The following is a 22,482-nucleotide window of genomic DNA, read 5'->3' on the forward strand; positions in this document are numbered from 1 at the left end:
CTTGCCCCGCATCGGGGCCAGGCAAATGCATCACATCCAGGTCCTGGACCGTACGCCGATTCAGGACGCTGCCATGGCCGCAATGGCATCAACCGATTGGCGAATCAGCGCAGGGCCTTTATAGATGAAGCCGGAATAAATCTGCACCAGGCTCGCGCCCGCTGCGATTTTCTCCGCCGCGTGCCGGCCTTCAGTAATACCGCCGTCCGCAATGATCGGCAGGCATCCCGCCAACTCATCGGCCAGAACCCTGAGAACATGCGTGCTCTTATCGCGAAGAGGCGCCCCCGATAAACCGCCGGACTCGTCTGCATGCTGCAAGCCTTCAACGCCGGCGCGGGAAACGGTGGTGTTGGAGGCGATCACCGCATCCATCCCGGACGCCATCAGTGCGCCTGCAACCAGCACCGTTTCTTCGTCACTCATATCCGGCGCAATCTTGATGACCAAGGGTACGTATTTGCCATGCTCCTGCTCCAGCATCCGCTGGCGAATCTTCAGGGCGTCCAACAACTGTTTAAATGAATCGCCAAACTGGAGGCTACGCAGGCCCGGTGTATTGGGTGAACTGATATTGACCGTCACGTAGCTTGCGTGGGCATAAACCTTGTCCAGGCATATCAAGTAATCCTCAACGGCCCTCTCAACCGGCGTATCAAGATTCTTGCCGATGTTGATACCGAGAACGCCGGTATAACGCGCAGCCTGCACACGGCTCACCAGTTGATCTACGCCCTCATTGTTAAAGCCCATGCGATTGATAAGGGCCTGCACCTGCGGAAGGCGGAACAGCCGCGGCTTGGGATTACCCTGCTGTGGGCGAGGAGTCACCGTGCCGACTTCTACAAAGCCGAAACCCAACTGGGCCAAACCGTCAATGGCAATACCGTTCTTGTCCAGCCCAGCCGCTAACCCCACCGGGTTGGGGAACTCAAGCCCCATGATCTTCACCGGCAGGCGTGCCGGCGCCTTGCTTAACAAACCGTTGAGCCCCAAACGTCCCCCCGCACCGATTACATCAAGCGCAAGCGTGTGAGAAGTTTCCGGAGAAAGCGTGAAGAGCATCTTGCGGGCCAGGCTATACATAGACAGGTGAGACTCTTGAGAAGTTGAATTCGGGGCGCCGCCGAGGAGACGGCCCTCACGTAACAATAGTCAGGCGAGTTGCTGGTACGCCCGGCCGTAATAACAGAGCGGGTCTGTCGCCTCCCCAGATGCAATTGATAATGGTCGACAGAAAAAAATAGTGTGGGTATTACAGTCTTGAACAGTCGACACTTCACAATCCAAGGACATCAGCACCCCATCCAGAATGGGCGCTCCCGACGTACCTCGATGCCATTCAATAGAAGAGAACTTGTCGGCAGTCGCACGCCTACTGAACAGCTCACTGATGTGCTGCTGATAGGCCGAAAGAATATTGATACACATCGACCCACTACGAACCGCCGTATGACGAGTATCAGAAAGGCGATTAATGCAGACCAACAGGGTTGGCGGGGTATCGGAAACACTACAGATCGCCGTCGCAGTACACCCTGCTATTCCTGCCTCGTCGCCGGTGGTGACGACACAAACACCCGACACCAACTTCGCCATGGCATTGCAAAACAACTGCGCAGCGTCAGAGCGAGCAGCTAATTGACTGTCAACAGTGTTGGCCTCGACCCGATCAGCAGGCATTAGCTCCATTTAGCGCCAACTCCCTTGAAACTGTCGATTCGAGAGCAAATAACCTCAGGGCAATCGGAGATAATCAACGAATCGAGGAATACCCGGTTCATGAATCCATTGGTGACAAGGTCTTCAAAGTAGCGAATAAGCGAGTCGTAGCACCCTTCAACATTGTAAAGCGCGCAGGGATGAGCGTGCAGCCCCAACTGCCCCCATGTCCAAGCCTCAAAAAACTCTTCGGCAGTGCCCGTCCCGCCTGGTAATGCGATGAAACCAGACGATAGTTCAATCATGGTTTTCTTGCGCTCATGCATATCGGCAACGATCACCAGATCAGTGAGGTCGGAGCAGGCCAATTCTTTGTCGATTAAAAACTGCGGCATAACGCCAACAACCTGACAACCGATAGACTTTGCAGACTCCGCCACAACGCCCATCAACCCAACCTTCCCGCCGCCATAGACAACGCCATGCCCTTTGGCATGAAGGGTCGATACAAGCTGCGCCACCGCCAGCGCATACTCGTCCTTAACGCCCAGGCTGGACCCACAGAAAAGTGCCAATGACTTCATGATGCAACTCCACGTGAGGCGTCAATTGGGGTGGCAGCGTATTGCTCAAGGTAATCTTCCATTCGCGCGACGTTATCGTGATGCTTGGTCAAGCTGCGCATATAGTTGAGTACAGTCCAGATATCACTGACCGCGGTGCACTGCACACCATATTGTTCGTAGCTTCTTGACACTGCCGAGTCATCCGAATCGATCATTTTTTCGCAACGGTCCAGCGCGACCAAGTAGCCAGCCAATTGCCCGCCTGCGCCTTCAACGATAGCTTTAGACTCTTGTATTGTTCTGCCGGAGGTAATGACATCATCCACAGCCAGAACTTTTTTGCCGTTCAAGTCACTCCCGACGATCAGGCCTCCATCTGCATAGGCTTTTGCCTCTTTGCGATTGAAGGCGTAAGGCAGGGGGGCGTCCTCTTTCGAGAGTGCGATAGCCGTCGACACAACCAACGGAATCCCTTTGTACGCTGGCCCAAATAGAACTTCATAACGCTCCACGCCCGAATGTTTGATGTGCGCGGCGTAATAGTTGGCCAGACGAAAAAGCAAACCCGCGTCACTCAGCCCGCCAAAATTGAAAAAATAAGGGCTGAGTCGTCCAGACTTCAGTTTGAAAGAGCCGAATCTTATGATTTCTTCATCAACGATAAATTTTGCCAGCAATTCTTTAGAGTTCATTTCCGTTCCCTTCTTCGACATCATCAATGTAAAAGGCAGCCAATACGCTTTTAAACAGGCTCACTAGGCGTGAGCCAAACGCTCCGGCTGCGCGTCTGTCGTTGCGCTAAGAAACTTACGAAGTTTGGCTGTATCTTGAATGACAACGCCCTTCTCGCGGACCCAATTATCGTCGTAGAGTGTATCCAGGTAGTTGGTCCCCGAATCCGGCATAATCGCAAGAATGCTGTTGACGTCACTGGTGTGCAGTAGTTGAAGTGCTGCAAATGCTACCAGGCCGGCCGAACCACCCAGCAGCAATCCGCACTCTCGCGCTAACATTCTGCACATGGAAATAGCGTACTTATCTTCAACAACAACGGTGTAGTCGAAGTACTCAAGATGGGTATTAGATGAGCGCCAAGCCAGACCAACACCATTGAGCAAATAGGGGGAAAAATTGCCACCCAACACCGCAGAGCCCTTAACATCGCAGGCAAGCACTTTGATATTAGGGATATGGCTTTTCAAGCCTTTTGCGATACCCGATAAATGCCCGCCCGTACTGACGCACCCAGCCAGAACATCATAGTTGTATTGCAGAAATTCCTTGGAGGTCGTCTCGCAATGATAATCGGGGTTATCGGGGTTGTCATATTGGTTCGGCCAGTAAGCAGTGGGATCAAGTTCAAGCAGCTCTTTAACGCGTGCAATCCTCGACTGCTGGTACCCACCTGATTGGTCTGGCTCAGTGACCATGTCGACGGTTGCGCCATACGCTCTATACCAGTTAAGTGCACTGCTGCTCACCTTTGGGTCGACAACGACAGTCACCCCAAATCCCATCGCAGCCCCTATCATGGCGAGAGATTTACCCAGGTTACCGGAGGTGGACTCGATGATCCTGCCACCAGGTTGCAACTTTCCAGCTTTCAATGCGTACTGGATCAACCCTAATGCAGTTCGGTCTTTGATACTGAGGTTAGGGTTGAATTGCTCAAGTTTCAAAAAAAGCTTTTTGTTTTTCGGCACCAGTGAGTGACGCAACTCCAGCACAGGAGTGCAGCCTATCGATTCGACGATATTTAACATGTTTGATTCCCTTCAATGTTGTATATCAGTTTATAACTTTAAGCTGCGGACATGGGTCCAGGGTCAAGAACGTATTCTGTTGCGCACCAATCAATACCGGGTCTTCAATATGCAGGGCACCGAGCCCAAACTCGTAGTACGGCGTTTCAAGTGAGACGACCATGCCCTCTTCAAGGCAGCAGCGCTCGTCGGGCGACATGATCGGTCGCTCATACGCTTCAAAGCCTATTCCGTGACCTATGTGATGCCTGCGGTAACCTGAAAATCCCTGGTCCCGAATGAACGCCATTGTGCTATTAAATACTTCTGCGCCAGAGACCCCAGGCTTAGCAATAGCGTAGGCATGGTACATGCCACTGCGCAGTGCGTTATATTTCAACAACGTGTCAGGGTCCACATCCTGGAACGCAACAACACGCGCCAAATCCGCCCAATAGCCCTGATACGACGTATTGGAATCAAACCACACCAAATCGCCCGGACTCAACGTGATGTCCTTCTTCTGTTGTCGCTGCCCACCGACCGCATTTAAACCAATTTTAAGCATCGTCAACTCTGGACGACCGCCTTGCTTGACTACTTCGGACTCGAAAATTTGTTTTAGCTCATATTCCGAGATACCGATCTGCAGCGCCTCAGTGACGCGATGTATCGCCTGTTCGTTGATGCGCGCTGCTTGACTCAAGCCAATTATTTCTGAAGCCGTTTTGACCTTACGGACATCGCGGATAAGCGCCGCGCTTTCAAAAAGACCTTCCTCCCCTACATAGTTGCTCAACGCCTCTATCGTCGCTTTGGGCATAGCATCTTGGTCATAACCTATACGTGGCGAACGCGTGGGGGCAAGGGTCGCGATCAATGCCAACAGGGCCTCCCTGCCATTAGCATGGCGCGGCGAATCCATCGTCCATTTTAAAATATCAGCCTCATCACCCTGGGGCTCATAGTTCGCGCCACTTTCCCTGTAAAAGGTACCGTAGGTAAACACATGGCCGAGGCTGGACATACACTCGGTCAATTGGTCACACTCACCGCAAGAGTGCACAAAATTCAATAGATGAGGTTCACTCACATGAATGACGATATAGCACTCACCATAATATTTATTCAGCGTCTTTATCACTGGACGCAACCCCGAAAAATAATTGATATTCTCGAGGGAAGAGACTACTAACAACTCTAGGTTATTGGCCGTCATTAATTTCGACAGTCTGTCTGCATTATAAATTATCACTGCGCGCACCTTACTCTAAGCTATATGACATGCGGCCAGCAGCGACCATAACAATCGTCATAGCCTTTGACCAGCAGATAAATACAGCCTGCCACCCAAGCACAAGAAACTAACCAAGTACCGAAACTCCAGACTCGATACACGTTAAAACACACGTCAATCGATAGATGAACGTGTGCGGTAATTAACCGTTGTTAGTTTTGAGTGCCAGAGCAACAGCATCGACCATTGCGGTTTTATCGTAGTTAACATAATGGGTCGCCGCGATTCGCATCGGATCACCGGCGTGGTAGTTCTCATACACCATCTGCCGTTGGCCAAAACCATCGCCCGTCACATCCCATGCCAAGTTAAGCAGATGACTGCGATCCTTTGCCGAAAGGAACGGGTTCTGCAAGGCAGAGGTCAGGCATACTTCATTTTCGTTCACAAAGTCTTGGCTATGTGGCACGGCGAGCATTGAACCCGCCGCAAGTGATTGAATAGTGGTAATCATTTGTTGGTACCACTTGGGAAAGTGGTAGCGGATAGCCTGGATCGACGTAATGCGAGGGTTGCAGACGCCCTGCGAATCCATTTCAGATTCGACTTCGGTAACAATGACCGCGGCTCTAATCAACTCATAAGCGGTGGTGAGTTCACCTATCTTCTCTTGGATATTGATAAATTGGTTAAGCCCGAGGTTTTTTGCGAGCGCATCTGCAATACCGATAAGGAGTTCAGCCTTCGCCAACCCGCGAACAATGCCCTGGTGCCCAGTGTGATGCCGGGTTTTGGTAACGTCGTAAAATCGATTGGATTTCTCGACATCTTTGAAGATGAAAACATCTTGCCAAGGAATAAAAACGTCTTCAAACACGAGGTAGGAATCTATCTCATCGATCTTGCTTGAAAGCGGGTAGTCGAACGCTGAGCTTGAATCATGGGTCAACGGTTTACGACAAATGATCTTGAGCCCTTCCGCGTTGGTAGGCACCGTAAACGCCAACGCGTAGTCGGTGTCTGCACTTGTCAGACCCGGCATATTAAAAATCAGTAGCTCATCGGCGATAGGCGCAAGCGTAACGATCATCTTGGCCCCTGACACACGAATACCTGCGGGTTCTGTCTTCGTGCACGCCACGCCCACATAGGCATTCTCTTGAAGTGCCAAGCTTCTCGATCGGTCAATTTGCGGATTTATCGCGCCGTGCCCGATAAACAAATTATCGCGAGCGCAGCGTTCATAGAAGTTATCAACGTTGTCGCTGAAATTTGTAAACTCGCCCGTGCCAAAGAAATCTTTGTGCGATTTCATTGCACACAATGCCGCGTTCATAAAGTCCGGTGTACGGCCGAGCATGCCGAAAGAGAGGTTAGCGACCGCCTGGTATGCAACTCTCTTCTTCGCTAAATCAGCAGGTGACCGTGGCGTCATTAAGCTGATGGCAGAAACACCGCCGGCATAATCGAAATGGAATCCGTCAGACTCTAAAAGCTTGTAGTAACGAAGGATGATGTCTATCGCACCTTTGAAGCTTGGCTCAGCTTCGAGCTGCGTTACCTTTTGCCCATTGACCCATACAGGGCGAGGTTTTTTCAGGCGTGCGAGATACTTCTCTCTTGCGTTCATTTGGCATCCTTGCTCGGTCTAATATTTCGTAGGCAGCAAGCCTAAAACATCGTTTAAAAAAAATCTATTATTTTTTGCAAAATGTTTCAGCGCGACTACTATTAACCACCGTATTTTTCAACGCTTACGTGAATAAAATACCCCAAAGGTTGTAAACCACCCAAGTAACGGCGCAACAATGCAGGCATTTTGGGCATGTCCTATTTGCATCTGAAATACAAAATTAACGTTCATCACGCTGAACAACATCCAGCCCGAACTCTAATAAGGGACAACTTGATCCTTTAAGACTCAACAGGCGTTATCGCGGTTGTGTCGAATATGGCTTTAATATCTTCTATCACCGCCTCTGATGTGCGCCCTTGAACAACACCCGAAAAGGGTAAGTTTTTCGGTCTATAGGTGGCTGAAGTCGTCAAAGGCACGTTCTCATTGACGACGTGTTTGACGATATTGGTATCAGCCATGGAAAGCGCAGCGGTATCCACTCTGACGGGAACGCCCTCGTATATATGACCCGGATACATAAAGTCGCCATACACATAGCCATTTTCCGCAGAGCTGACAAACTGTTCATCTACACTCCCCTTTACTTCGGAGGCTACTGCCAGCGTATGGAGATGGGTACCGGTACGCCTCTCCAACATCTCAACGATGTACCCCCCACCCGCTCTTGCCGCCACTTCAAGAAATATAAACCCGCGAGAAGATTCTATGGCCTCCAAATGAAATGTCAGTGTCACACCGCCCAACGCTTTTACACACCGAATGGCCAGACTTTCCAGTTCCGAGTTATCGCATTGAATCGACCCAAAGGGTCGGCCGTCCATGAACTCCAAACAAGTGCCGAAGTAGCGAGACGTGCCCGCAACAACTACTTCGCCGTCGTGCAGGTATCCATCAACATGCCATATCTGCCCTTCAATGAACTCCTCAACTTCCAGTTGAGATAAGGTAGAGGGATCCAAATGCGTCAAATGCTCAACGGCAGCGTCGACGGAAGCAAAATCGATAACCCCACGGCTGGCACTGCCATCCTTCGGTTTGATAATCGTTCGTCCCGTCCAGCCAATTTGATCATAGGCGTGAGCATCAATAAAACGTGGTACTGGGATTCCCGCCTCGGATAAAACCTCCTTCATCCGCACCTTGGACCTGAAATTGATGGCTGTGTCGGGAAGCATCCCTGGAATGCCATACTTGAGCCTCATCTCAGCCGCCAACTCTATAAGCAATTCATGTCGAGCGATAATCCGATCAATCGGTACTGCCGAGCTCAGGTATTTATCCAACGCAGCGCCGAGGTCTTCCTCTGCGCCACCGCACACCTTAGTGCAGCGTAAATTTGCCGGAACATTATCCAAATACGCCTGCTCACCAAAATAAACGACCGCGTGTTCAGCATGATCAATGGCCACATCGTAGCGCATGTTGGAAAACTCGCTTTTATGTATAACTAGTATATTCACGCTTTTCTCCAGATAACTTGAAAGACAACATCGATAACAGACAGAACGCTGCCATCGCTAACGAAAATGCAATCGGCCCGCCTTTAGCGATAACGAACGCCCCGATTGCGGGCCCCGTGACATTACCAATCCGCTTCAAGGTCATGAGCCCAAGGTAGGTGCCGCGCATATTCGGGGGTGCCAAGGAATCGACATAAGCCGCTGCTGTTGGAATAATCAGCACCTCCGCAAGACTCAGAAGTGCGACAAATACAAACAATACGTACTTGCTGGTTTCAGCCGTGCCCAACAACCCGTAGGCCAGCAGTGACACACAACCTCCGACGACCAGCGTGATTTGCTTGCTAAGCCGGCGCTCCAAAAAAGAAGACACTGGCTGTAGTAAAAATATACTAATAGCATTCAGGCTCACGAGCTGTGTATAAAAGGTAAGACTGTCCGCAGAAAACATATCTCGAATGAGCAAAGCAATATTAGTTTCCAGCTGGGAGTACGTCATTAAAAAGAATATGACGCCGAGCAGCGTGTATACTAACTTAGTATCCTTAAGTACCTGAGCCACATTGGTCAAAGACTTATTTTCAGCGCTAACGGCTACGTCAAGTCTCGTCATATACCTTGCCAAAACGAGTTGGACCAACAAATACACAAGATAGACAATAGACGCTACAAGGAACATTGCCTTGGACGCAGCAAAACCGGTGTATAACGCTGCCAGAGGGCCCAGCGCGGCGCCTATGTTAATAGCGACATATCGCTTCCTGAATGCAGAATGCCTTTCTTCTATCGGCAAAACATCTGCCAACTGCGCTTGGGACACAGGCCAATACAAGGAAAAACAAACGCCTGATAAAAACAACGCGGAAGCGACAAAGTACGGATAAAAATCGGTATCGGACCAGCTCACACTGACCAGGTATAACGTAAAGAAAATCAGTGAAACACCGCAGATACCGATATTCGAGATCAGCTTCCTGCCAAATCTATCAGACATCGCTCCGCCCACGACACCACTCAGCAGCGCACCTAATGGCTGAAACGAAACGATGAGAATCACAGCCAGTTCGTTAACGTTAGGCAGCCGGAGCAAAAAAAATGCAAGAAATGGCTCTATCGCGCATTGCACGGCCATTAGAAAAAAAGCGCTGAAAAGAAAAAACTGCGTTATTTTCTGCCTATCTCTACTCGCCCGCACAAGGTATACCCCAAAAAGTTATAAATCACGTTTAATAGTTTTGTTCCCACGGTAACGAATACGTTTTTATGTTGGTGTATCCTTTGTACGCTTCAACTACGCCCTCTTTGTAGCCTAGGCCCGAGTCCTTGATACCGCCGAAAGGCGAAGATTCCGTTCGGTATCCGGGTACCTCATTAAAATTTACGGTACCGACTTCAAGTTCATTCACAAATTTGGATATGTAATTTAGATTGTTCGTCACCACGCCGGCCGATAGTCCGAATCGAGTGCTATTGGACATGCTGATAGCTTCATCAATGCAGCTGAACTCCATGACAGGTGCCGTCGGCCCAAAGGTTTCATTCGCGACCAATGCCATGCTCGGGTTAACGTTGCTGATGATAGTTGGAGGGATCAAAGCGCCCGAACATTCCCCCCAAAAACCAATTTTGCTCCACCGGCAATCGCAGAATCGATTCGGTCAAAGATACTCAGCGCACTCTGCCTATCAATTACACACCCCACGCGGGTTGATTCATCCATTGGGTCTCCGCTTTTGAACTTCATTGCCTCAATTTTTAAAAGCTCAATAAATTCCAACTTTACCTTGCTGTCGACCAAGATTCTTTTGACCGCTGTGCACCGCTGGCCCGAATTAGCGAAAGAACCTGACGCCGCCAACGCAGCCGCGATCTTAAGGTCTGCATCGTTGCACACGATCAATGGATCATTCCCACCCAACTCCAACACCAAGCGCTTGTAGCCGGCAGCCTTGGAAATGGTCTTGCCCACGGACGAGCTACCGGTAAAGGAAATCAGGTCAACGCCTTCGTGATTCATTACGATATCTGCGAACACATCGGCTTTAGCAGTGACGACCTGCAACATATGGGTAGGGAGCCCAGCCTCATAGAGCAATTTTGCAAATAGCACTGCGGTGAGCGGCGTCTTTTCTGAAGGCTTGACGATGATTCTATTATTGCTGGCGATCGCCGGGGCGACCTTATGCACAACTTGGTTCAACGGATGGTTGAATGGTGTGATAGCGACGATGGCACCTCGCAATGGCTCACGTTTAGTGTAAATCACGCGATTATTTCTTGAGGCTGTCACGTCGCAGGGTATAACCGCGCCATCATCACTCAAGGCTTGCTGTGCTGAAAAAAGCAGCACATCGCAGGCGCGGTCCACCTCATGCAACGTGTCGTGCAAACACAACCCAGACTCCAATGTAATGAGCCGTGCAAATTCATACTTTCGATGCATTAACAAGTCTTTTGCCAGCATCAATATGTCAAATCGCTCAGAGCGCTTTAAATTAACTTTGTAACTATTCGCATAATCAATAGTTTCAATGATAACGTTGGCGTCAAGCGAGGGTACGCTCCCCACGAGCTCATTATCATAGGGGTTAAACACATCTATGCTGGGCTCACTTGCTACTTCGTTACCCGCGACCACCGCCGTCATTTCGAAAATAACACTCATAACCACCTCACTTATAGAAATATTGATAGCTGAGCATCATCGAACTGAGGAGTAAAAAGACAGAAAACATTTTTTGATAAGCCAAATTGTTGAAGCTGTTAAATAATGCTCGGCCAATAAACCTATGGACCAAATAGACACAGGCTATCAATATAACTGTTTGCACCTGAAGGATAGTAAGTTTGCCTAAGTATGCCAGTGTGGCTATTTGCGTGGCCGCAAATAATGTGTACACCACAACAACATAACCAGAAACCTCTTCTTTTTGCGAGAAGGTTGAAGAAGCATATGAGGTCAGCAGCCCGCCACCCATATTGGTCAACCCATGCACCACACCGATAATAGCCAATGATTGACGCTGATAACGTCGACACACCCGCCTGAAAAGCTCCAATAGTTTAGGGTTGAGTCGAAGCAGTGCGACCAATATCAGCAATGCGGCGATGAAAGGCTTTAAAAATTCGGTGTCCGTCAACGCCGAAGCCGTAACCATTCCGAATGAGACACATACCAGAATCAACGGTATCAACCTCTTTTCAAACGTGCGTAACCGAATCCGCCTTTCAAAAACTTGATAGCAACTTAAGAACAACGAGCAGGGCAACAATATATTAATTGCATCAATATACTCGTATCCCCATAACAGCAGCAGCGGTGTTCCAAAAAATAGTAGCCCGACGCCGAATATCGATTGAACAGCCGTCAGCGCACAAATAAACAGTGGCAGATAAATCCCACTCAACATGATGGTGCCCCCACCGTCTTACCCAGGATAAAATCCAACAGCAGGTTTTTACCTTCCTCGATACTGATTTCAGCCGTATTGACGATCACCTCAGGCAGCGAGGGTACGTCGTAGGGAGAACTAACTCCGGTGAAGCCCTCGATTTCGCCCTTAAGGGCTTTGGCGTAAAGGCCTTTGGTATCCCTATCAATGCAGACGTCTAAACTGGCATTAATAAATACTTCAAAGAAGTTCTCTCCAATAATCTCACGTGCCGATTGTCTATCGTTAGCGGCGGGAGAAATAAGCGAGACAATCACAATACATCCGTGCCGGGCCAATATCTTTGAAAGCTCAGCAACTCTTCGAATATTTTCAGACCTGTCATCACTGGAAAACCCTAAGTCTTTATTTATGCCCAACCTGACATTATCGCCATCAAGGACACATACATTTTTGTGCATATCAAAAAGAGTTTGCTCCAGCAACATGGCCAGCGTTGTTTTACCCGCGCCAGATAGGCCCGTAAACCAAAAGACGCCAGACCTGTGCTTCTGTTTTTGTTCGCGCTGTGCAGTCGATATAAAATGGCGAGTGCCAACAATGTTACTCATAATGACAACTCCTGTTCTCATAATGCTTGAAGAAAGCCTTTTATGTTATCCACATCCATGGGGTGCATAATTTTGGTATCGGCAAGGTCCAGTCGAGCAGACAGCGCTGATAGATTTTGCCGGTAAGAGGCAATCACGTCTGGAGCGTTGGAAAGACTTCTGAATATCCGCACACCCTCTTGGGCACCCATCGCATCATTGACCAGCAGTACGATACGCAGCCCGTCGATTTTTGTAATCAATGGCAAAATAAGATCTGCCCCTGCCTCTAGTAGATCACCGCCTATTTCTATCACGATTAAATCAGCTGATTGCGCCGCGGCATCGAGCAGTGTGATAAACGAGCTGCAGATGAGATCTTCTTCTACGCCATAGGTCGTGGCCAATCCGCAGTGCACAAAATCCAGCACCACATCATAGTTAGCGCCTGCAAAGTTTAAATAATCTTTCATGCGGCCTGTGCCACATACCTTAATTGCCGCGGTCTTTATTTCAGGCGAAATGCTTTTAGCAACTAGGTTTATGTTACTGACAAATGTTGTTTTCCCTGACTCTGCCGAAGTCCCACAAACTAAAATGACTTTTTTATTAAGCGTGGCAAAATCAAAGTTAACGACCGGCGCAAGATCTTGATATTCTGCAACGTTAATTGTACTCAAGGTCGCCGGTGTCGCCAGCGTCCCAACAACCCTCAGTCGCATCGGCAACGCTTCGACGGTGTCATAACGGATGACGTCGCCGATGATGCCCCCTTGAGCCAGTAAGTACAGGGCATGGTTCTCGCCTATCTCACCCTCGGGCACACAACCATTCACATTAGTTCCCGAATATCGGTTGGCAATCACCCCGACAAAATAGTCACCTTCAAATATCCTTACAGAGAGCCCTTGAAAATTTTCGACATGCTGGTAGACCCCCTTCGCTTCCTGCGATTGGCAAAGTACCAAGTCCCCCGCCTTCAGCAGTTTCGGTTTAGGGCACACAATACTGCGCTCCAAAACGTCTACGGGCACAAATCTCGCACAACCCGAAATGACCTTCGCCCCATGCAAACCCTTGACATTATTCATTTTAACTCCTTGTTAAATAACGTAGATAAGCGCCGCCTATTTCCGGACGCAACAACGCGATGAACACACAAGCGGGTTCAGGTTTTCCCGCTGCGTGCGGCCCTACGTAAAGTCATAGTTGGCCGGTATTCACCCGCACTACCCGAGAACGAAAAACCACACGTTGAGACGCCCAGCACTGCCGGCGGTGTTTCCGTATATTCACTTTTTACAGGGCAACGAGCTGCACTGAAGACACGTTATTTTCTTCAACATTCTTCAGTTTGGCGATAGCTGAACTTAATGAACTGGTGACGGTTTGCTCATCGCTGAGCAATAAGTCCTGCAGTTCTTGTTTCATATCCTCTAACGCTGCCTGCCTTTCGATCTCATTCTGTTTTTGGTTGTCTTCAGTCATTTCGATTCTCTCGAATGTTGATGTCAGTTATGCTCAAGCCAGGCTCAAGCTCCAGAGCTCTCTTGGGTTAGATACTATCTCGCCACTTTGCCCGGTACGCTGCCCCACAATCGGATAGCGGCCATGAGCAAATCTGTTATTATCCATTATGATCAAGTCACCGGACTCCATCACATAATGTTTGTGCGCGTTGGCAGCTCTGACCGCAGTTACTAAATACGTCAACGCAGAGAGATAACAATCACTATCTTCTATTTCATTACTAAATCCAGCATACCGCTCGAGCAAGTCTTGCTTTAGCCTGACACCGAAATCGAACGGTCCCTTCTTATCTTCCAACTCATAAACTAATGGTGAATCCAGGACCTCTTCTTTTACATTATCCGCAGTGAATCTAATGTTGGTCGTTAGTAACGTATGCATATGACGAGCATAAGTGTGCGGATCTGCCTTGTGAAGGTGGTAAAAAAATTCGGCCCACTCGACAATCTTCGACTCGCCCCGGCTGCCCACATCAGTATTTCGCCAGCCTGGATCCACCATTAGCATCGCGAAATACTTCGGTCTCGGATTTAGCCAAGACCTGGCGTTATGAGGCTTTAGCTCAGCACCTACATAGTGAACCGATACCGCCTCATCTTTCTTTGGTAACTTAAATTTCACCTTGTTTATATAGGGGTTAGGGCTCCCATCATCTAGCTGGCTTTTGGAAGAATAGTTAACTAATGGCTTACCGTACATTTCCACCAGTGATAAATAGACGTCCGCGTCTAAAGGAAATTTTTTGACATAGGCCAATCCATTGCGTAGTAAGTGTTCTTTTACTTCCTCAAAAAAACACGCGTTGGGAGCGTAGGTGATCTCTTCAAAACAGGCCTTTTCTGAAGTAAGCATTAAACATTCTCCAAGCGTTGGTATTTTTTGGAAAACAGCAAATACTCTTCCCTTAACGCGTCCTGCGTAGGCGAAAGTTCGAGGCTTTTATTATAATATTCATGAGCAAGCGCAAAATTATTTTCCACTACTCTTACAAACCTGGCTAATTTACCCAGCGTATAAGGGTGATTAGGTCGGACTTCCAACGCACGCAACATGATTGTTTTTGCTCGTGGCGCGTCTTGTAAATGACGCCATACATACAAGGCGTAATTACACAACGTTCGAGGATGACGAGGATCATGTTCCAGCGCTTCTAGAAATTTTGCTTCGGCCATCTCGAGGTCTTTCTGTTCGTGCTGGGCGAAGAGCGCATAATTCGAACACACGCGTGCGTAGCGTGTTCGGGGATTAATATAAGCCCCCACGTGTTTTTTTCGATCGTCATGAACCCAATGGATTTGCTCTGTCCATAGGGCCAGCAGACGTAGATCTCCAGCTTTTTCCGGATAAGCAGCCTCCATCTGTCTAAGGCCGAAACAATCAAGTCGGTCCTCCAAATAGTTAAAACGCTTCATGGTTTCCCATTCGGAAAGCGTGATGAGCTCTTCCAGTTCACTGGTGAGGTCGGCCTTGGTATTGGTATTATTGATCAATCCATACTTTTGAAAAAAAGACCCATCCACGGATATTCCAATCAATCGCAGGAACGCGCATAGATCCTCTGACAAAGATTCTTGTTTGCCAATAAAATCAATGGGTTCATCCGCTGACGAAATATATGAGCTATAAATATTCGTCAAGGCACCGGGCATTTTCGTTGTTACGTTTCGTATAAATTGCTCAAAATTATCATCTGCACATAGGCTGTCAATTTCATACTGAGGACGCCAGCCTTTCTCCATTCTATAAGACCAGTACGACTGGTACCAAGAGATCGGATTTCTGATGAACGCGCCCACAAAACTATAATTATCTCGATCAAAATAGTTGAGTTGGTCGTGATGCCGCATCTTGGCATCGCCGACAATCTCTATATTCAAATTCATATCTTCAAGTACGGCGCGCACCCAAGTACTGCCAGTCTTAGGTACAAGTAGCAGTAGAGCATTTTGATCTGGAAAATAGATGGCCATCAGTTAACCTCCGTTAGTTCCAAGGTTTTGTGTCTAAACCTTAATGCAATGTCGTCAAGTGGGATTTCCGGCCTAGGAAAGACCTCGTTCGGGCTGATGGCCGTTCTACAGTGTATAAATACTGTTCCAGTCGTATTTTTGAGCTCTGCCATTACCGAATGAACTGCCTCAATGCCGTCACATTCATAGACATGCTTAAAATTACAAGCCCTTGCAATTTCTGCAAACCGCACCCCGCCGGCGTTGGTCTTCTGCGCTCCGGTAGATTCGTGGGCACCGTTGTCCAGCAATATATAGACGTAATGGGAAGAGACGTACCGTCCCACCGTTGACAAGTTACCCAGCTTCATTAATAAGGAGCCGTCGCCATCGAAGACCGTGACCGGCGACAAAGTAGAATGCGCATAACCCAAAGCGATGGAGGAAGCACACCCCATAGACCCCGCCATATAGAAGTTGTCTGCTGAGTCGTTTAGACCAAACAGTGTCCTGGCGTTGTAACCAGTGCTAGCGATTATTCTATTCGGCAGTCCCTGCTCTAGATAGCACGACATCACCTCTGTTCTGGTCGGCGCTCGTCCCCCGGCGACGCTTATGATATCCGCATAAACGGTGCAAGCATGTTTTTTAGAAAAGGCCGGTATAGACGTATCTCGATTATCGATTGTTCCCTTATTTATTATTAGCGCCTGGCTAACTCTCAGCGAAAGTGAGCGCGTGATTTTTTTAAGCGCAGAAGCATAGTCAGGTTGGGCACTGGGTAGATCATTAACGTCTAACTGCATGAGTAAAAGCATGTTGGACGTGATCTCTCCCATTAACTTGTGCTGGGCTTCATCTGTGCCGACCGGCCAACCACGCCGCGAGATGAGGACAAGTAATGGTATATTGTAAGATTGTATAAGTGATGTCAGTGGATTGACCATGTTCCCAAGGCCAGAATTCTGTCCCATAACGCAGGCTTGTTTACCCCCGAGCCAAACCCCAGCACCAATACCAACGGCCTCTCCTTCTGAAGTAGCCGATAAATATTCGTTCTGATGCTCGGCTTCAAGCCGTGTATAGACCCCGGAAATGTAAGAACACGGCACTCCAATAAAACGGTGTATTCCGCTGTCGACTAGGCTTGACAGAAAAGTCCCTGAATCTATCATCACGTTGGTCTCACTAATTTTTAGGATGTATACAATTTGCAATGGGCAGGCTGGTCGACCATGGGAGTTAGCGAATTCCCGGTCATATAGCTACTCAAAAAAACTCTAACTTGATCGAGAAAAAATTCTTTATTTTCCGATCTGGCTAAAGAATGTCCTTCATTTAAAAAAAACAAAAATTTCGCATCGTTATTTACTTCACACATCTTTAGAAAAAAATCGACCGTGTTTTTTGCCGCTAACCGCGGGTCGTGCTTTCCATGCCCTATCAGTACCGGTACCTTGATATGTTCAACCTGCCCAGCAGGAGAAATACTACTGCCTCCTCCAGCCAACCCGGGTTGCGCAACCCGACGATCCAACATACTTCCGACGTCGCTCCACGTGACCGGGATGTTTTTTAAAAAATGATTGACGTCAACGATAGGCGACATGACGACAATACAGGCGTATTCAAAAAGTGGATTGACCGCCAAATTCAGAGCGGCAAACCCTCCATAACTTCCTCCGTAAAGCGCTATACATGCCTTGTCTGTGTATTGCTCATCTATCGCCCAACGGATTACATCCTCTATATCCGTGCGCATTTTTCCACCCCACTCCAAGTTTCCTTGATTGAGGTGATCCTCACCAAACCCGAGAGACCCGCGATAGTTCGGTTCGATGACCAGGTAACCTAATGACGTCAACCAATCGCGCTTGTCACTAAATTCCCAACTGACACGCTTCCAGGGCCCGCCATGTATAATCACAACAGTTGGGCGGACGAGCGATTCCGTACCCGGCTTGTCATAGGACTCCCGTTGATAAGAAATATAAACAGGAACCGGGTACCCATCATGCGCAATGACCTTTATGTGTTTATTAATAATGGTAGGACTATTAACGCTATTCAGGGCATATGTAAAAATTACATATTGGCTTCTTAAAAGATCAAATATAAAATATGCGGATCTCAAGCCCAAGTTCGATGTTTTCGCAAAAACGCTTCCATGTCTGATTGCTATAATCACAGCATCCCGGCCGATGGCGTTCTGGATTATTTTTAATATACGGGCATACTTTTTTGATAGGGCAATGGAGAAGAAACGTTGTTTCTCTACGATGACAAACGCTGGCGTGCCTTGTTCGTCTAATACCACTGCGTTGATACTGCCTTTCCCACATACAAAGATGTCTTCAGCCGCAAACCGATTATCCAAGGGAATACGCGACAATTTTGCTCCCTTTTTGCCGTGGGCAGTCACACATAAAAAGGCACGATCAGTTACGTCACACTCGAGAATTTTGACCATCAGATCGCCACTAGCAGGAATGCTTAAAAGGCACTTTCCGAGTAAGTCATAGTAGTCTATCCCGCCTAATTCGGTGTATTGCTCATAGATAACGGGCTCACACGCATGATTAAAGTAGATCTTATTCGATCGATTACCAGCTATCTCAATGACTCTGCGTTCGTAGGTAAATAGATTGTATTCATAGTATTTCTTTACATTATTTTCATCCCAGGCAGACAGCACCACTACGTTTGCAGTCGTAGAATGCTGACAGATGAATTTCATATTATGCAAACCCGGTAAATTCATACAGGTCCACACCTCTGTAGCATGATCCAACAGGTAGAGGCTTATGTTTTCATTGCCGACGGTATCCGTTTCAATCAAAAAGCCGGTGCAGTGCTTCAGGGAATGAATGTTCGTCATAATCAAGCCACGAGGCGCTGCAATATATTTCAACGCGTTCGTGTCAATGTCATACACAACAAGTTGCACAGCAGTATTAACTGAACTCAGCCACGCTACATGACTACCGTAGTTACATAAAAACGGTTGTGCATCAGGCGGCAAGTGAACCTGAACGTCAAATTCTTTAATCAAGCGACTTCACCTGCAGTTATAACCTCAACTATAACTTTGCAGACCGCACGATTTGGAACCGTTATTCTTAGGCCCTTGCGCCAGTGAAGCGGATAGTCTTTCAAGTCGTGAAGTTTACGTACCATGATCCCTACTTTTAACAGGGACTCGAACCAGAGATCAGATTTGTCTGATTCGAAGCATATAAAATTAGCTTGAGAAGGCCTGAGCAATAATCCATCGACCTGACTTAGTTCATCTTCCAAATAGGCTCTGTTTTCTTTGTTCACCTTCAAGCTGTCAGCAACTAGATCATTCTGCTCCAACAACATAATTGCCGTCTTCTGTGCCAACCCGTTTACGCTATTGGGTAGAACAGAAAGGCTTATACCGTTTTTAAAACCGGAACTAATGGCATAGCCAATACGCATATTGGCCATTCCCCAGGCTTTGGAGAACGTTCTGATAATGACCAGATTCGGATAGTTATGCACTAATGGAACAATAGAATCATCATCGAATTCTGCGTAGACTTGGTCGACCAGAACTAAACCCGGAAAGTGCTCAACAATTTCTTTCAACGCCTCTATCGTCCAAGAATACCCTAAAGGGTTTCGTGGCGAAGACAGAGAAAGAATACACCCGTTATCAACTTCGATTTTTTTCAGCATTGACAGCACGTCATCGTCACCACTGACGGTCAGAGGCGTGTAGTCAAAACCTTCTTGCCTTGAGACTGTTCTGACCAAATGGAAATTTGGTACGATATCCAGAATTTTCGACTTATAGTTACCACGCAGGAACAGCTCAATAAGTTGAGTCGCTCCCGCGCCGACCTCGACATACTCAACCGGGATGTCGTAGTAGTTGGCGAGAGACGCCTTGACATTTGACGAGTCGGGACTCCCTTTCTTTGAAAAGTCGATACTTCCCGCCAGCGCCGCTATTCGTTTATTATGCTCTTCAACATCAATAAGAACATTGCCAGTCCATGTTAGATCTATCATGTATATCCCTATTATATTTTTATTGAAGGGTAGCGGACGCTCTTACCTCCATTTGGAACGACACACGCTCGCTGTATAGGTCTAATTGAAGTCGATTCGAGTACTTCCTGTAGATGTTTCACAGCGTCGGAAATATTTCCACGATGTACATCTTCAGCGTTTTTTTCCAACGAGTACTCGAACACCCATTCAACGCCATTTTTGAAAATGCGATAATCTTCTAAATAACGCTCTGTGCTCAGGGCGCGTTCAACTAACATCGTGTCCAATAGTCCGTTGGGCGTCTCTAGGTGACTCAGGTTTTTCCCATAAAACCAATGTATATCTTTTGTATCCTTGTCGTACTTTACTAAGTCCTCGGTCAGGTAATTTAAAAAAACGGTACCGGTGTATGCCAAATTTGAGCTGATGACATACCCATACGCCTGTTGGCCACTGTCCCGTTGTTTTTGTAAGCCGACGGAAAGGTTCTTATCTACGATTTTGTAGGTGTCTTGCGACCCATGCCTCAACGCCATCAATCCGCTTTCGCTCGATGACACCGCATCGACCACGGGAGCCCCAAAAAAATGCTCGATTTTGATCTTTTGATCCGTATAGAGGCTTTCACCACTCGTCAACACAAAGCCAGGGGTCCAAGGAGACTTCTCCAAACCTAATGCTAACAATATTTTTCTTAGATGAATTAAGTAACTTGGCTTACCGTAAAGGATATAAGATGGCATCTTGAAAAATAACTTAAGCTCCTCCTTACAAGCCAATACGTCGCTGCCAAGTTGCAACCTGAAATACAAGCTATCATTCAATATAGGGTTGGCACACTGAAAGCTATTCCTACCGGTTTTATTGCTTACAAACATAACCCCTATTTTAAACTTTTTGATTTCATCGGCGTCGTAGCCAAGCACATCCATCACATTCCAGAAATAGCCAAAATTGACCGCAAACCACGATGCAGGATCCAAATCTATATTGGTTTTCTTTCCAGATGAGCCAGACGTTGAAATGCCTATATCACTTTTCCCAAACAGTTCAACGGCTGACTTGAAATCCGATTGACACGCTATATAGTCTTTTTTTGTAAATACTCCGTCATTATCCAGCACATCGCTTTCTTTATAGAAAGCAACATGCTCCCTTGCATATTCTTTTATTTTTTGCAGCCTGTCAGACGCTCCGAACCATGATTCACGGTCGCAGTATTGTCTGTAGGCCTGCTGGATGAGGTTTTCCAATGGCATATTGTTATTATATCTAACAGTTATGCGTACTTGGCTTTTGCGCGCTCAAGTTCATCGTTATTGATGAGTGTGAATATTCTGTCCAATGGCGCGATATCAGCCTCGATGCCGCTCATGCATTTTTCTTTAAAGATTCTTTGACTGTACTCTTCCATCCCTAAAATAGCGGCGCGCAAACTTTGGTTAGCCCAAATGGCAACGGCAACGCCCGCTTCATCAAAGGTTGAGGACGGAACAGATGTATATTTAGTAGGCACTATGACGACTGGAGATGTTTTTCTCCATTGGCGCATAAAGTCTAAAATTTCCTTGCCATCTGTGTTTTTGGAATGGATCAGAATTGCATCCGCGCCCGCCTCTTCGTACGACTGGCATCGTTCGATAGCTTCGCTCATACCCTGTCCACAGACAAGTGCCTCACAGCGAGCGACGAGATAGATATCATCGCCAACAGTATCCTTCGCTGCGCGAATCTTCCCGCAAAACTCTTTTACATCGGCGAGGGATTGATTGTTTCCAATGAAGGAATTTGTCTTAGGGAATAGCTTGTCTTCAATACAAGCGCCGGCGACACCGATTCGTTTCATCTTCTGAACGGTCAGCCGAACGTTATTAAAGTCGCCAAAACCGGTATCAATATCGAGCAAACATGGAATCTCTAATCGATCACAAATTTGCTCTGTGCGCTCAAGCACTTGCGTCCAAGACAACTCATTAGAGTCCCTTACCCCGGCGGTAGCAGAAAGCCCTAGACCAGAAATCCATGCACCTTTGAAACCGGCTCTTTCTGCAATGACAGCGGATAAGGCATCGTGCACACCAAGCAGGTGTTGCATGGTTGGCTGAGTGAAGAGTGCTTCCAGCATTTGTGGCTTTTTCATTGTTAGTCCTTAACAGTGATTTGACGTAAAGCTCTGAAACATCTTGTTGCAATAAATGTGAAATGGAAAAACCTTAAAGTCAATCCATTTTCGTGAATTAAACGTTTCACCTAAGCCTAAAACGGCAAAAAACCCTGTTTGTTACTTTGAAAAACTAAAAGTCAAGCGATTTTTATCTATTAAAATCAACGAGATATGTTTTTCCCGTTTTTTTTGATATTTTTTTCGAAAATTTGGTATTTCACGGTTTTTTGCTTGCCCTTGCCGGTCGTTCTCGAGCGGCGCGCGCCTTCGTCGCCCCCCAGAAAAGTTGCGAATGAAGCTGCCATCTACCCAAAGCGAACCCCTTGGATACCAGGAGAAAATAGGTCAGCGAACACGGCTCAAAGACGCTTAAGACAGGTAAGGATGCACAGAGCTTCTTAGATAAGGCCTACGGCCTGACCGATGATTACGGCGGGACAGCGCACCGGGCATGAGGTTAATCGTCTGAGGGGGTTTCACGATCAGGAAACGATATAGAGGCGACGTCTTGGGAGGACGTTAAGGAATGGG

The 22,482-nt window shown here is 47.6% G+C and carries 22 protein-coding genes; all 22 read right to left on the reverse strand.

What is annotated here, in order from left to right; translation table 11 throughout:
- Window positions 1-60 precede the first annotated feature (60 nt).
- The 22 genes from AB4O05_RS04670 to aepX all read right to left on the reverse strand — a co-directional run bounded on the left by AB4O05_RS04670 (window position 61) and on the right by aepX (window position 21,927).
- On the reverse strand, window positions 61-1,086 hold the full coding sequence (locus tag AB4O05_RS04670) for a quinone-dependent dihydroorotate dehydrogenase (protein WP_460132641.1): 1,026 nt from the start codon (window positions 1,084-1,086) through the stop codon (window positions 61-63).
- A 69-nt stretch (window positions 1,087-1,155) separates the two neighbouring features.
- The gene (locus tag AB4O05_RS04675; protein WP_460132639.1) at window positions 1,156-1,692 is read right to left on the reverse strand and encodes a flavin reductase family protein; all 537 of its coding nucleotides are present in this window, start codon (window positions 1,690-1,692) and stop codon (window positions 1,156-1,158) included.
- Window positions 1,683-2,246 (reverse strand): LOG family protein, encoded by a 564-nt coding sequence (locus AB4O05_RS04680; protein WP_460132637.1) that lies wholly within the window; start codon window positions 2,244-2,246, stop codon window positions 1,683-1,685. Before AB4O05_RS04680 ends, AB4O05_RS04675 begins: the two co-directional genes overlap by 10 nt.
- Window positions 2,243-2,920 (reverse strand): orotate phosphoribosyltransferase, encoded by a 678-nt coding sequence (gene pyrE / locus AB4O05_RS04685; RefSeq protein WP_460132635.1) that lies wholly within the window; start codon window positions 2,918-2,920, stop codon window positions 2,243-2,245. The genes AB4O05_RS04680 and pyrE overlap by 4 nt, the downstream gene beginning before the upstream one ends.
- A 63-nt stretch (window positions 2,921-2,983) precedes the next feature.
- Window positions 2,984-3,991 carry a pyridoxal-phosphate dependent enzyme gene (locus AB4O05_RS04690; RefSeq protein ID WP_460132634.1) on the reverse strand — a complete coding sequence of 336 codons (1,008 nt, stop codon included), beginning with the start codon at window positions 3,989-3,991 and terminating at the stop codon, window positions 2,984-2,986.
- A gap of 25 nt (window positions 3,992-4,016) precedes the next feature.
- Entirely contained in the window at window positions 4,017-5,225 is a 1,209-nt protein-coding gene (locus AB4O05_RS04695; RefSeq protein WP_460132632.1) for a M24 family metallopeptidase, read from the reverse strand.
- A 184-nt stretch (window positions 5,226-5,409) separates the two neighbouring features.
- Window positions 5,410-6,837: a 4-hydroxyphenylacetate 3-hydroxylase family protein gene (locus tag AB4O05_RS04700; protein ID WP_460132631.1), complete on the reverse strand. Its 1,428-nt coding sequence runs from the start codon at window positions 6,835-6,837 to the stop codon at window positions 5,410-5,412.
- A gap of 284 nt (window positions 6,838-7,121) precedes the next feature.
- Entirely contained in the window at window positions 7,122-8,306 is a 1,185-nt protein-coding gene (locus tag AB4O05_RS04705; RefSeq protein WP_460132629.1) for an ATP-grasp domain-containing protein, read from the reverse strand.
- Window positions 8,284-9,501 carry an MFS transporter gene (locus AB4O05_RS04710; protein ID WP_460164840.1) on the reverse strand — a complete coding sequence of 406 codons (1,218 nt, stop codon included), beginning with the start codon at window positions 9,499-9,501 and terminating at the stop codon, window positions 8,284-8,286. Before AB4O05_RS04710 ends, AB4O05_RS04705 begins: the two co-directional genes overlap by 23 nt.
- 31 nt (window positions 9,502-9,532) lie before the next feature.
- Complete coding sequence (locus tag AB4O05_RS04715) at window positions 9,533-9,862, reverse strand: aldehyde dehydrogenase family protein (RefSeq protein WP_460132626.1); 330 nt, start codon at window positions 9,860-9,862, stop codon at window positions 9,533-9,535.
- Window positions 9,863-9,897: 35 nt separating this feature from the next.
- On the reverse strand, window positions 9,898-10,971 hold the full coding sequence (locus AB4O05_RS04720; protein ID WP_460164841.1) for an aldehyde dehydrogenase family protein: 1,074 nt from the start codon (window positions 10,969-10,971) through the stop codon (window positions 9,898-9,900).
- 7 nt (window positions 10,972-10,978) lie between these two features.
- Window positions 10,979-11,716, reverse strand: a complete 738-nt coding sequence (locus tag AB4O05_RS04725) for a TSUP family transporter (RefSeq protein ID WP_460132622.1) — start codon at window positions 11,714-11,716, stop codon at window positions 10,979-10,981.
- The gene (gene cysC / locus AB4O05_RS04730; RefSeq protein WP_460132620.1) at window positions 11,710-12,309 is read right to left on the reverse strand and encodes an adenylyl-sulfate kinase; all 600 of its coding nucleotides are present in this window, start codon (window positions 12,307-12,309) and stop codon (window positions 11,710-11,712) included. The genes AB4O05_RS04725 and cysC overlap by 7 nt, the downstream gene beginning before the upstream one ends.
- Window positions 12,310-12,326: 17 nt before the next feature.
- The gene (locus AB4O05_RS04735; protein WP_460132619.1) at window positions 12,327-13,379 is read right to left on the reverse strand and encodes a hypothetical protein; all 1,053 of its coding nucleotides are present in this window, start codon (window positions 13,377-13,379) and stop codon (window positions 12,327-12,329) included.
- Window positions 13,380-13,587: 208 nt separating this feature from the next.
- Window positions 13,588-13,776 carry a hypothetical protein gene (locus AB4O05_RS04740; RefSeq protein ID WP_460132617.1) on the reverse strand — a complete coding sequence of 63 codons (189 nt, stop codon included), beginning with the start codon at window positions 13,774-13,776 and terminating at the stop codon, window positions 13,588-13,590.
- A gap of 33 nt (window positions 13,777-13,809) precedes the next feature.
- Complete coding sequence (locus AB4O05_RS04745) at window positions 13,810-14,670, reverse strand: TauD/TfdA family dioxygenase (protein ID WP_460132616.1); 861 nt, start codon at window positions 14,668-14,670, stop codon at window positions 13,810-13,812.
- Window positions 14,670-15,788: a sulfotransferase family protein gene (locus AB4O05_RS04750; protein ID WP_460132614.1), complete on the reverse strand. Its 1,119-nt coding sequence runs from the start codon at window positions 15,786-15,788 to the stop codon at window positions 14,670-14,672. Before AB4O05_RS04750 ends, AB4O05_RS04745 begins: the two co-directional genes overlap by 1 nt.
- A complete protein-coding gene (gene aepY, locus AB4O05_RS04755; RefSeq protein WP_460137669.1) occupies window positions 15,788-16,942 on the reverse strand; it encodes a phosphonopyruvate decarboxylase in 1,155 nt (384 codons plus the stop codon). The genes AB4O05_RS04750 and aepY overlap by 1 nt, the downstream gene beginning before the upstream one ends.
- A gap of 20 nt (window positions 16,943-16,962) precedes the next feature.
- Window positions 16,963-18,819: an alpha/beta hydrolase family protein gene (locus tag AB4O05_RS04760; protein WP_460132612.1), complete on the reverse strand. Its 1,857-nt coding sequence runs from the start codon at window positions 18,817-18,819 to the stop codon at window positions 16,963-16,965.
- Window positions 18,816-19,805, reverse strand: coding sequence for a pyridoxal phosphate-dependent aminotransferase (locus AB4O05_RS04765; protein WP_460132611.1), 990 nt, complete (start codon window positions 19,803-19,805; stop codon window positions 18,816-18,818). Before AB4O05_RS04765 ends, AB4O05_RS04760 begins: the two co-directional genes overlap by 4 nt.
- Window positions 19,806-19,816: 11 nt before the next feature.
- Window positions 19,817-21,046 (reverse strand): hypothetical protein, encoded by a 1,230-nt coding sequence (locus AB4O05_RS04770; RefSeq protein ID WP_460132609.1) that lies wholly within the window; start codon window positions 21,044-21,046, stop codon window positions 19,817-19,819.
- A 20-nt stretch (window positions 21,047-21,066) separates the two neighbouring features.
- A complete protein-coding gene (aepX, locus tag AB4O05_RS04775; protein ID WP_460132607.1) occupies window positions 21,067-21,927 on the reverse strand; it encodes a phosphoenolpyruvate mutase in 861 nt (286 codons plus the stop codon).
- Window positions 21,928-22,482: the final 555 nt, after the last annotated feature.

Source organism: Pseudomonas sp. S1_G07 (assembly GCF_054668565.1).

Bases quoted from the DNA above. Each gene is read 5' to 3' on its own strand.
- AB4O05_RS04670 (WP_460132641.1), bottom strand. From the start codon at position 1,086: ATGTATAGCCTGGCCCGCAAGATGCTCTTCACGCTTTCTCCGGAAACT.
- AB4O05_RS04675 (WP_460132639.1), bottom strand. From the start codon at position 1,692: ATGGAGCTAATGCCTGCTGATCGGGTCGAGGCCAACACTGTTGACAGT.
- AB4O05_RS04680 (WP_460132637.1), bottom strand. From the start codon at position 2,246: ATGAAGTCATTGGCACTTTTCTGTGGGTCCAGCCTGGGCGTTAAGGAC.
- pyrE (WP_460132635.1), bottom strand. From the start codon at position 2,920: ATGAACTCTAAAGAATTGCTGGCAAAATTTATCGTTGATGAAGAAATC.
- AB4O05_RS04690 (WP_460132634.1), bottom strand. From the start codon at position 3,991: ATGTTAAATATCGTCGAATCGATAGGCTGCACTCCTGTGCTGGAGTTG.
- AB4O05_RS04700 (WP_460132631.1), bottom strand. From the start codon at position 6,837: ATGAACGCAAGAGAGAAGTATCTCGCACGCCTGAAAAAACCTCGCCCT.
- AB4O05_RS04715 (WP_460132626.1), bottom strand. From the start codon at position 9,862: ATGGCATTGGTCGCGAATGAAACCTTTGGGCCGACGGCACCTGTCATG.
- AB4O05_RS04720 (WP_460164841.1), bottom strand. From the start codon at position 10,971: ATGAGTGTTATTTTCGAAATGACGGCGGTGGTCGCGGGTAACGAAGTA.
- AB4O05_RS04725 (WP_460132622.1), bottom strand. From the start codon at position 11,716: ATGTTGAGTGGGATTTATCTGCCACTGTTTATTTGTGCGCTGACGGCT.
- cysC (WP_460132620.1), bottom strand. From the start codon at position 12,309: ATGAGTAACATTGTTGGCACTCGCCATTTTATATCGACTGCACAGCGC.
- AB4O05_RS04735 (WP_460132619.1), bottom strand. From the start codon at position 13,379: ATGAATAATGTCAAGGGTTTGCATGGGGCGAAGGTCATTTCGGGTTGT.
- AB4O05_RS04740 (WP_460132617.1), bottom strand. From the start codon at position 13,776: ATGACTGAAGACAACCAAAAACAGAATGAGATCGAAAGGCAGGCAGCG.
- AB4O05_RS04745 (WP_460132616.1), bottom strand. From the start codon at position 14,670: ATGCTTACTTCAGAAAAGGCCTGTTTTGAAGAGATCACCTACGCTCCC.
- AB4O05_RS04750 (WP_460132614.1), bottom strand. From the start codon at position 15,788: ATGGCCATCTATTTTCCAGATCAAAATGCTCTACTGCTACTTGTACCT.
- aepY (WP_460137669.1), bottom strand. From the start codon at position 16,942: ATGATAGATTCAGGGACTTTTCTGTCAAGCCTAGTCGACAGCGGAATA.
- AB4O05_RS04765 (WP_460132611.1), bottom strand. From the start codon at position 19,805: ATGATAGATCTAACATGGACTGGCAATGTTCTTATTGATGTTGAAGAG.
- AB4O05_RS04770 (WP_460132609.1), bottom strand. From the start codon at position 21,046: ATGCCATTGGAAAACCTCATCCAGCAGGCCTACAGACAATACTGCGAC.
- aepX (WP_460132607.1), bottom strand. From the start codon at position 21,927: ATGAAAAAGCCACAAATGCTGGAAGCACTCTTCACTCAGCCAACCATG.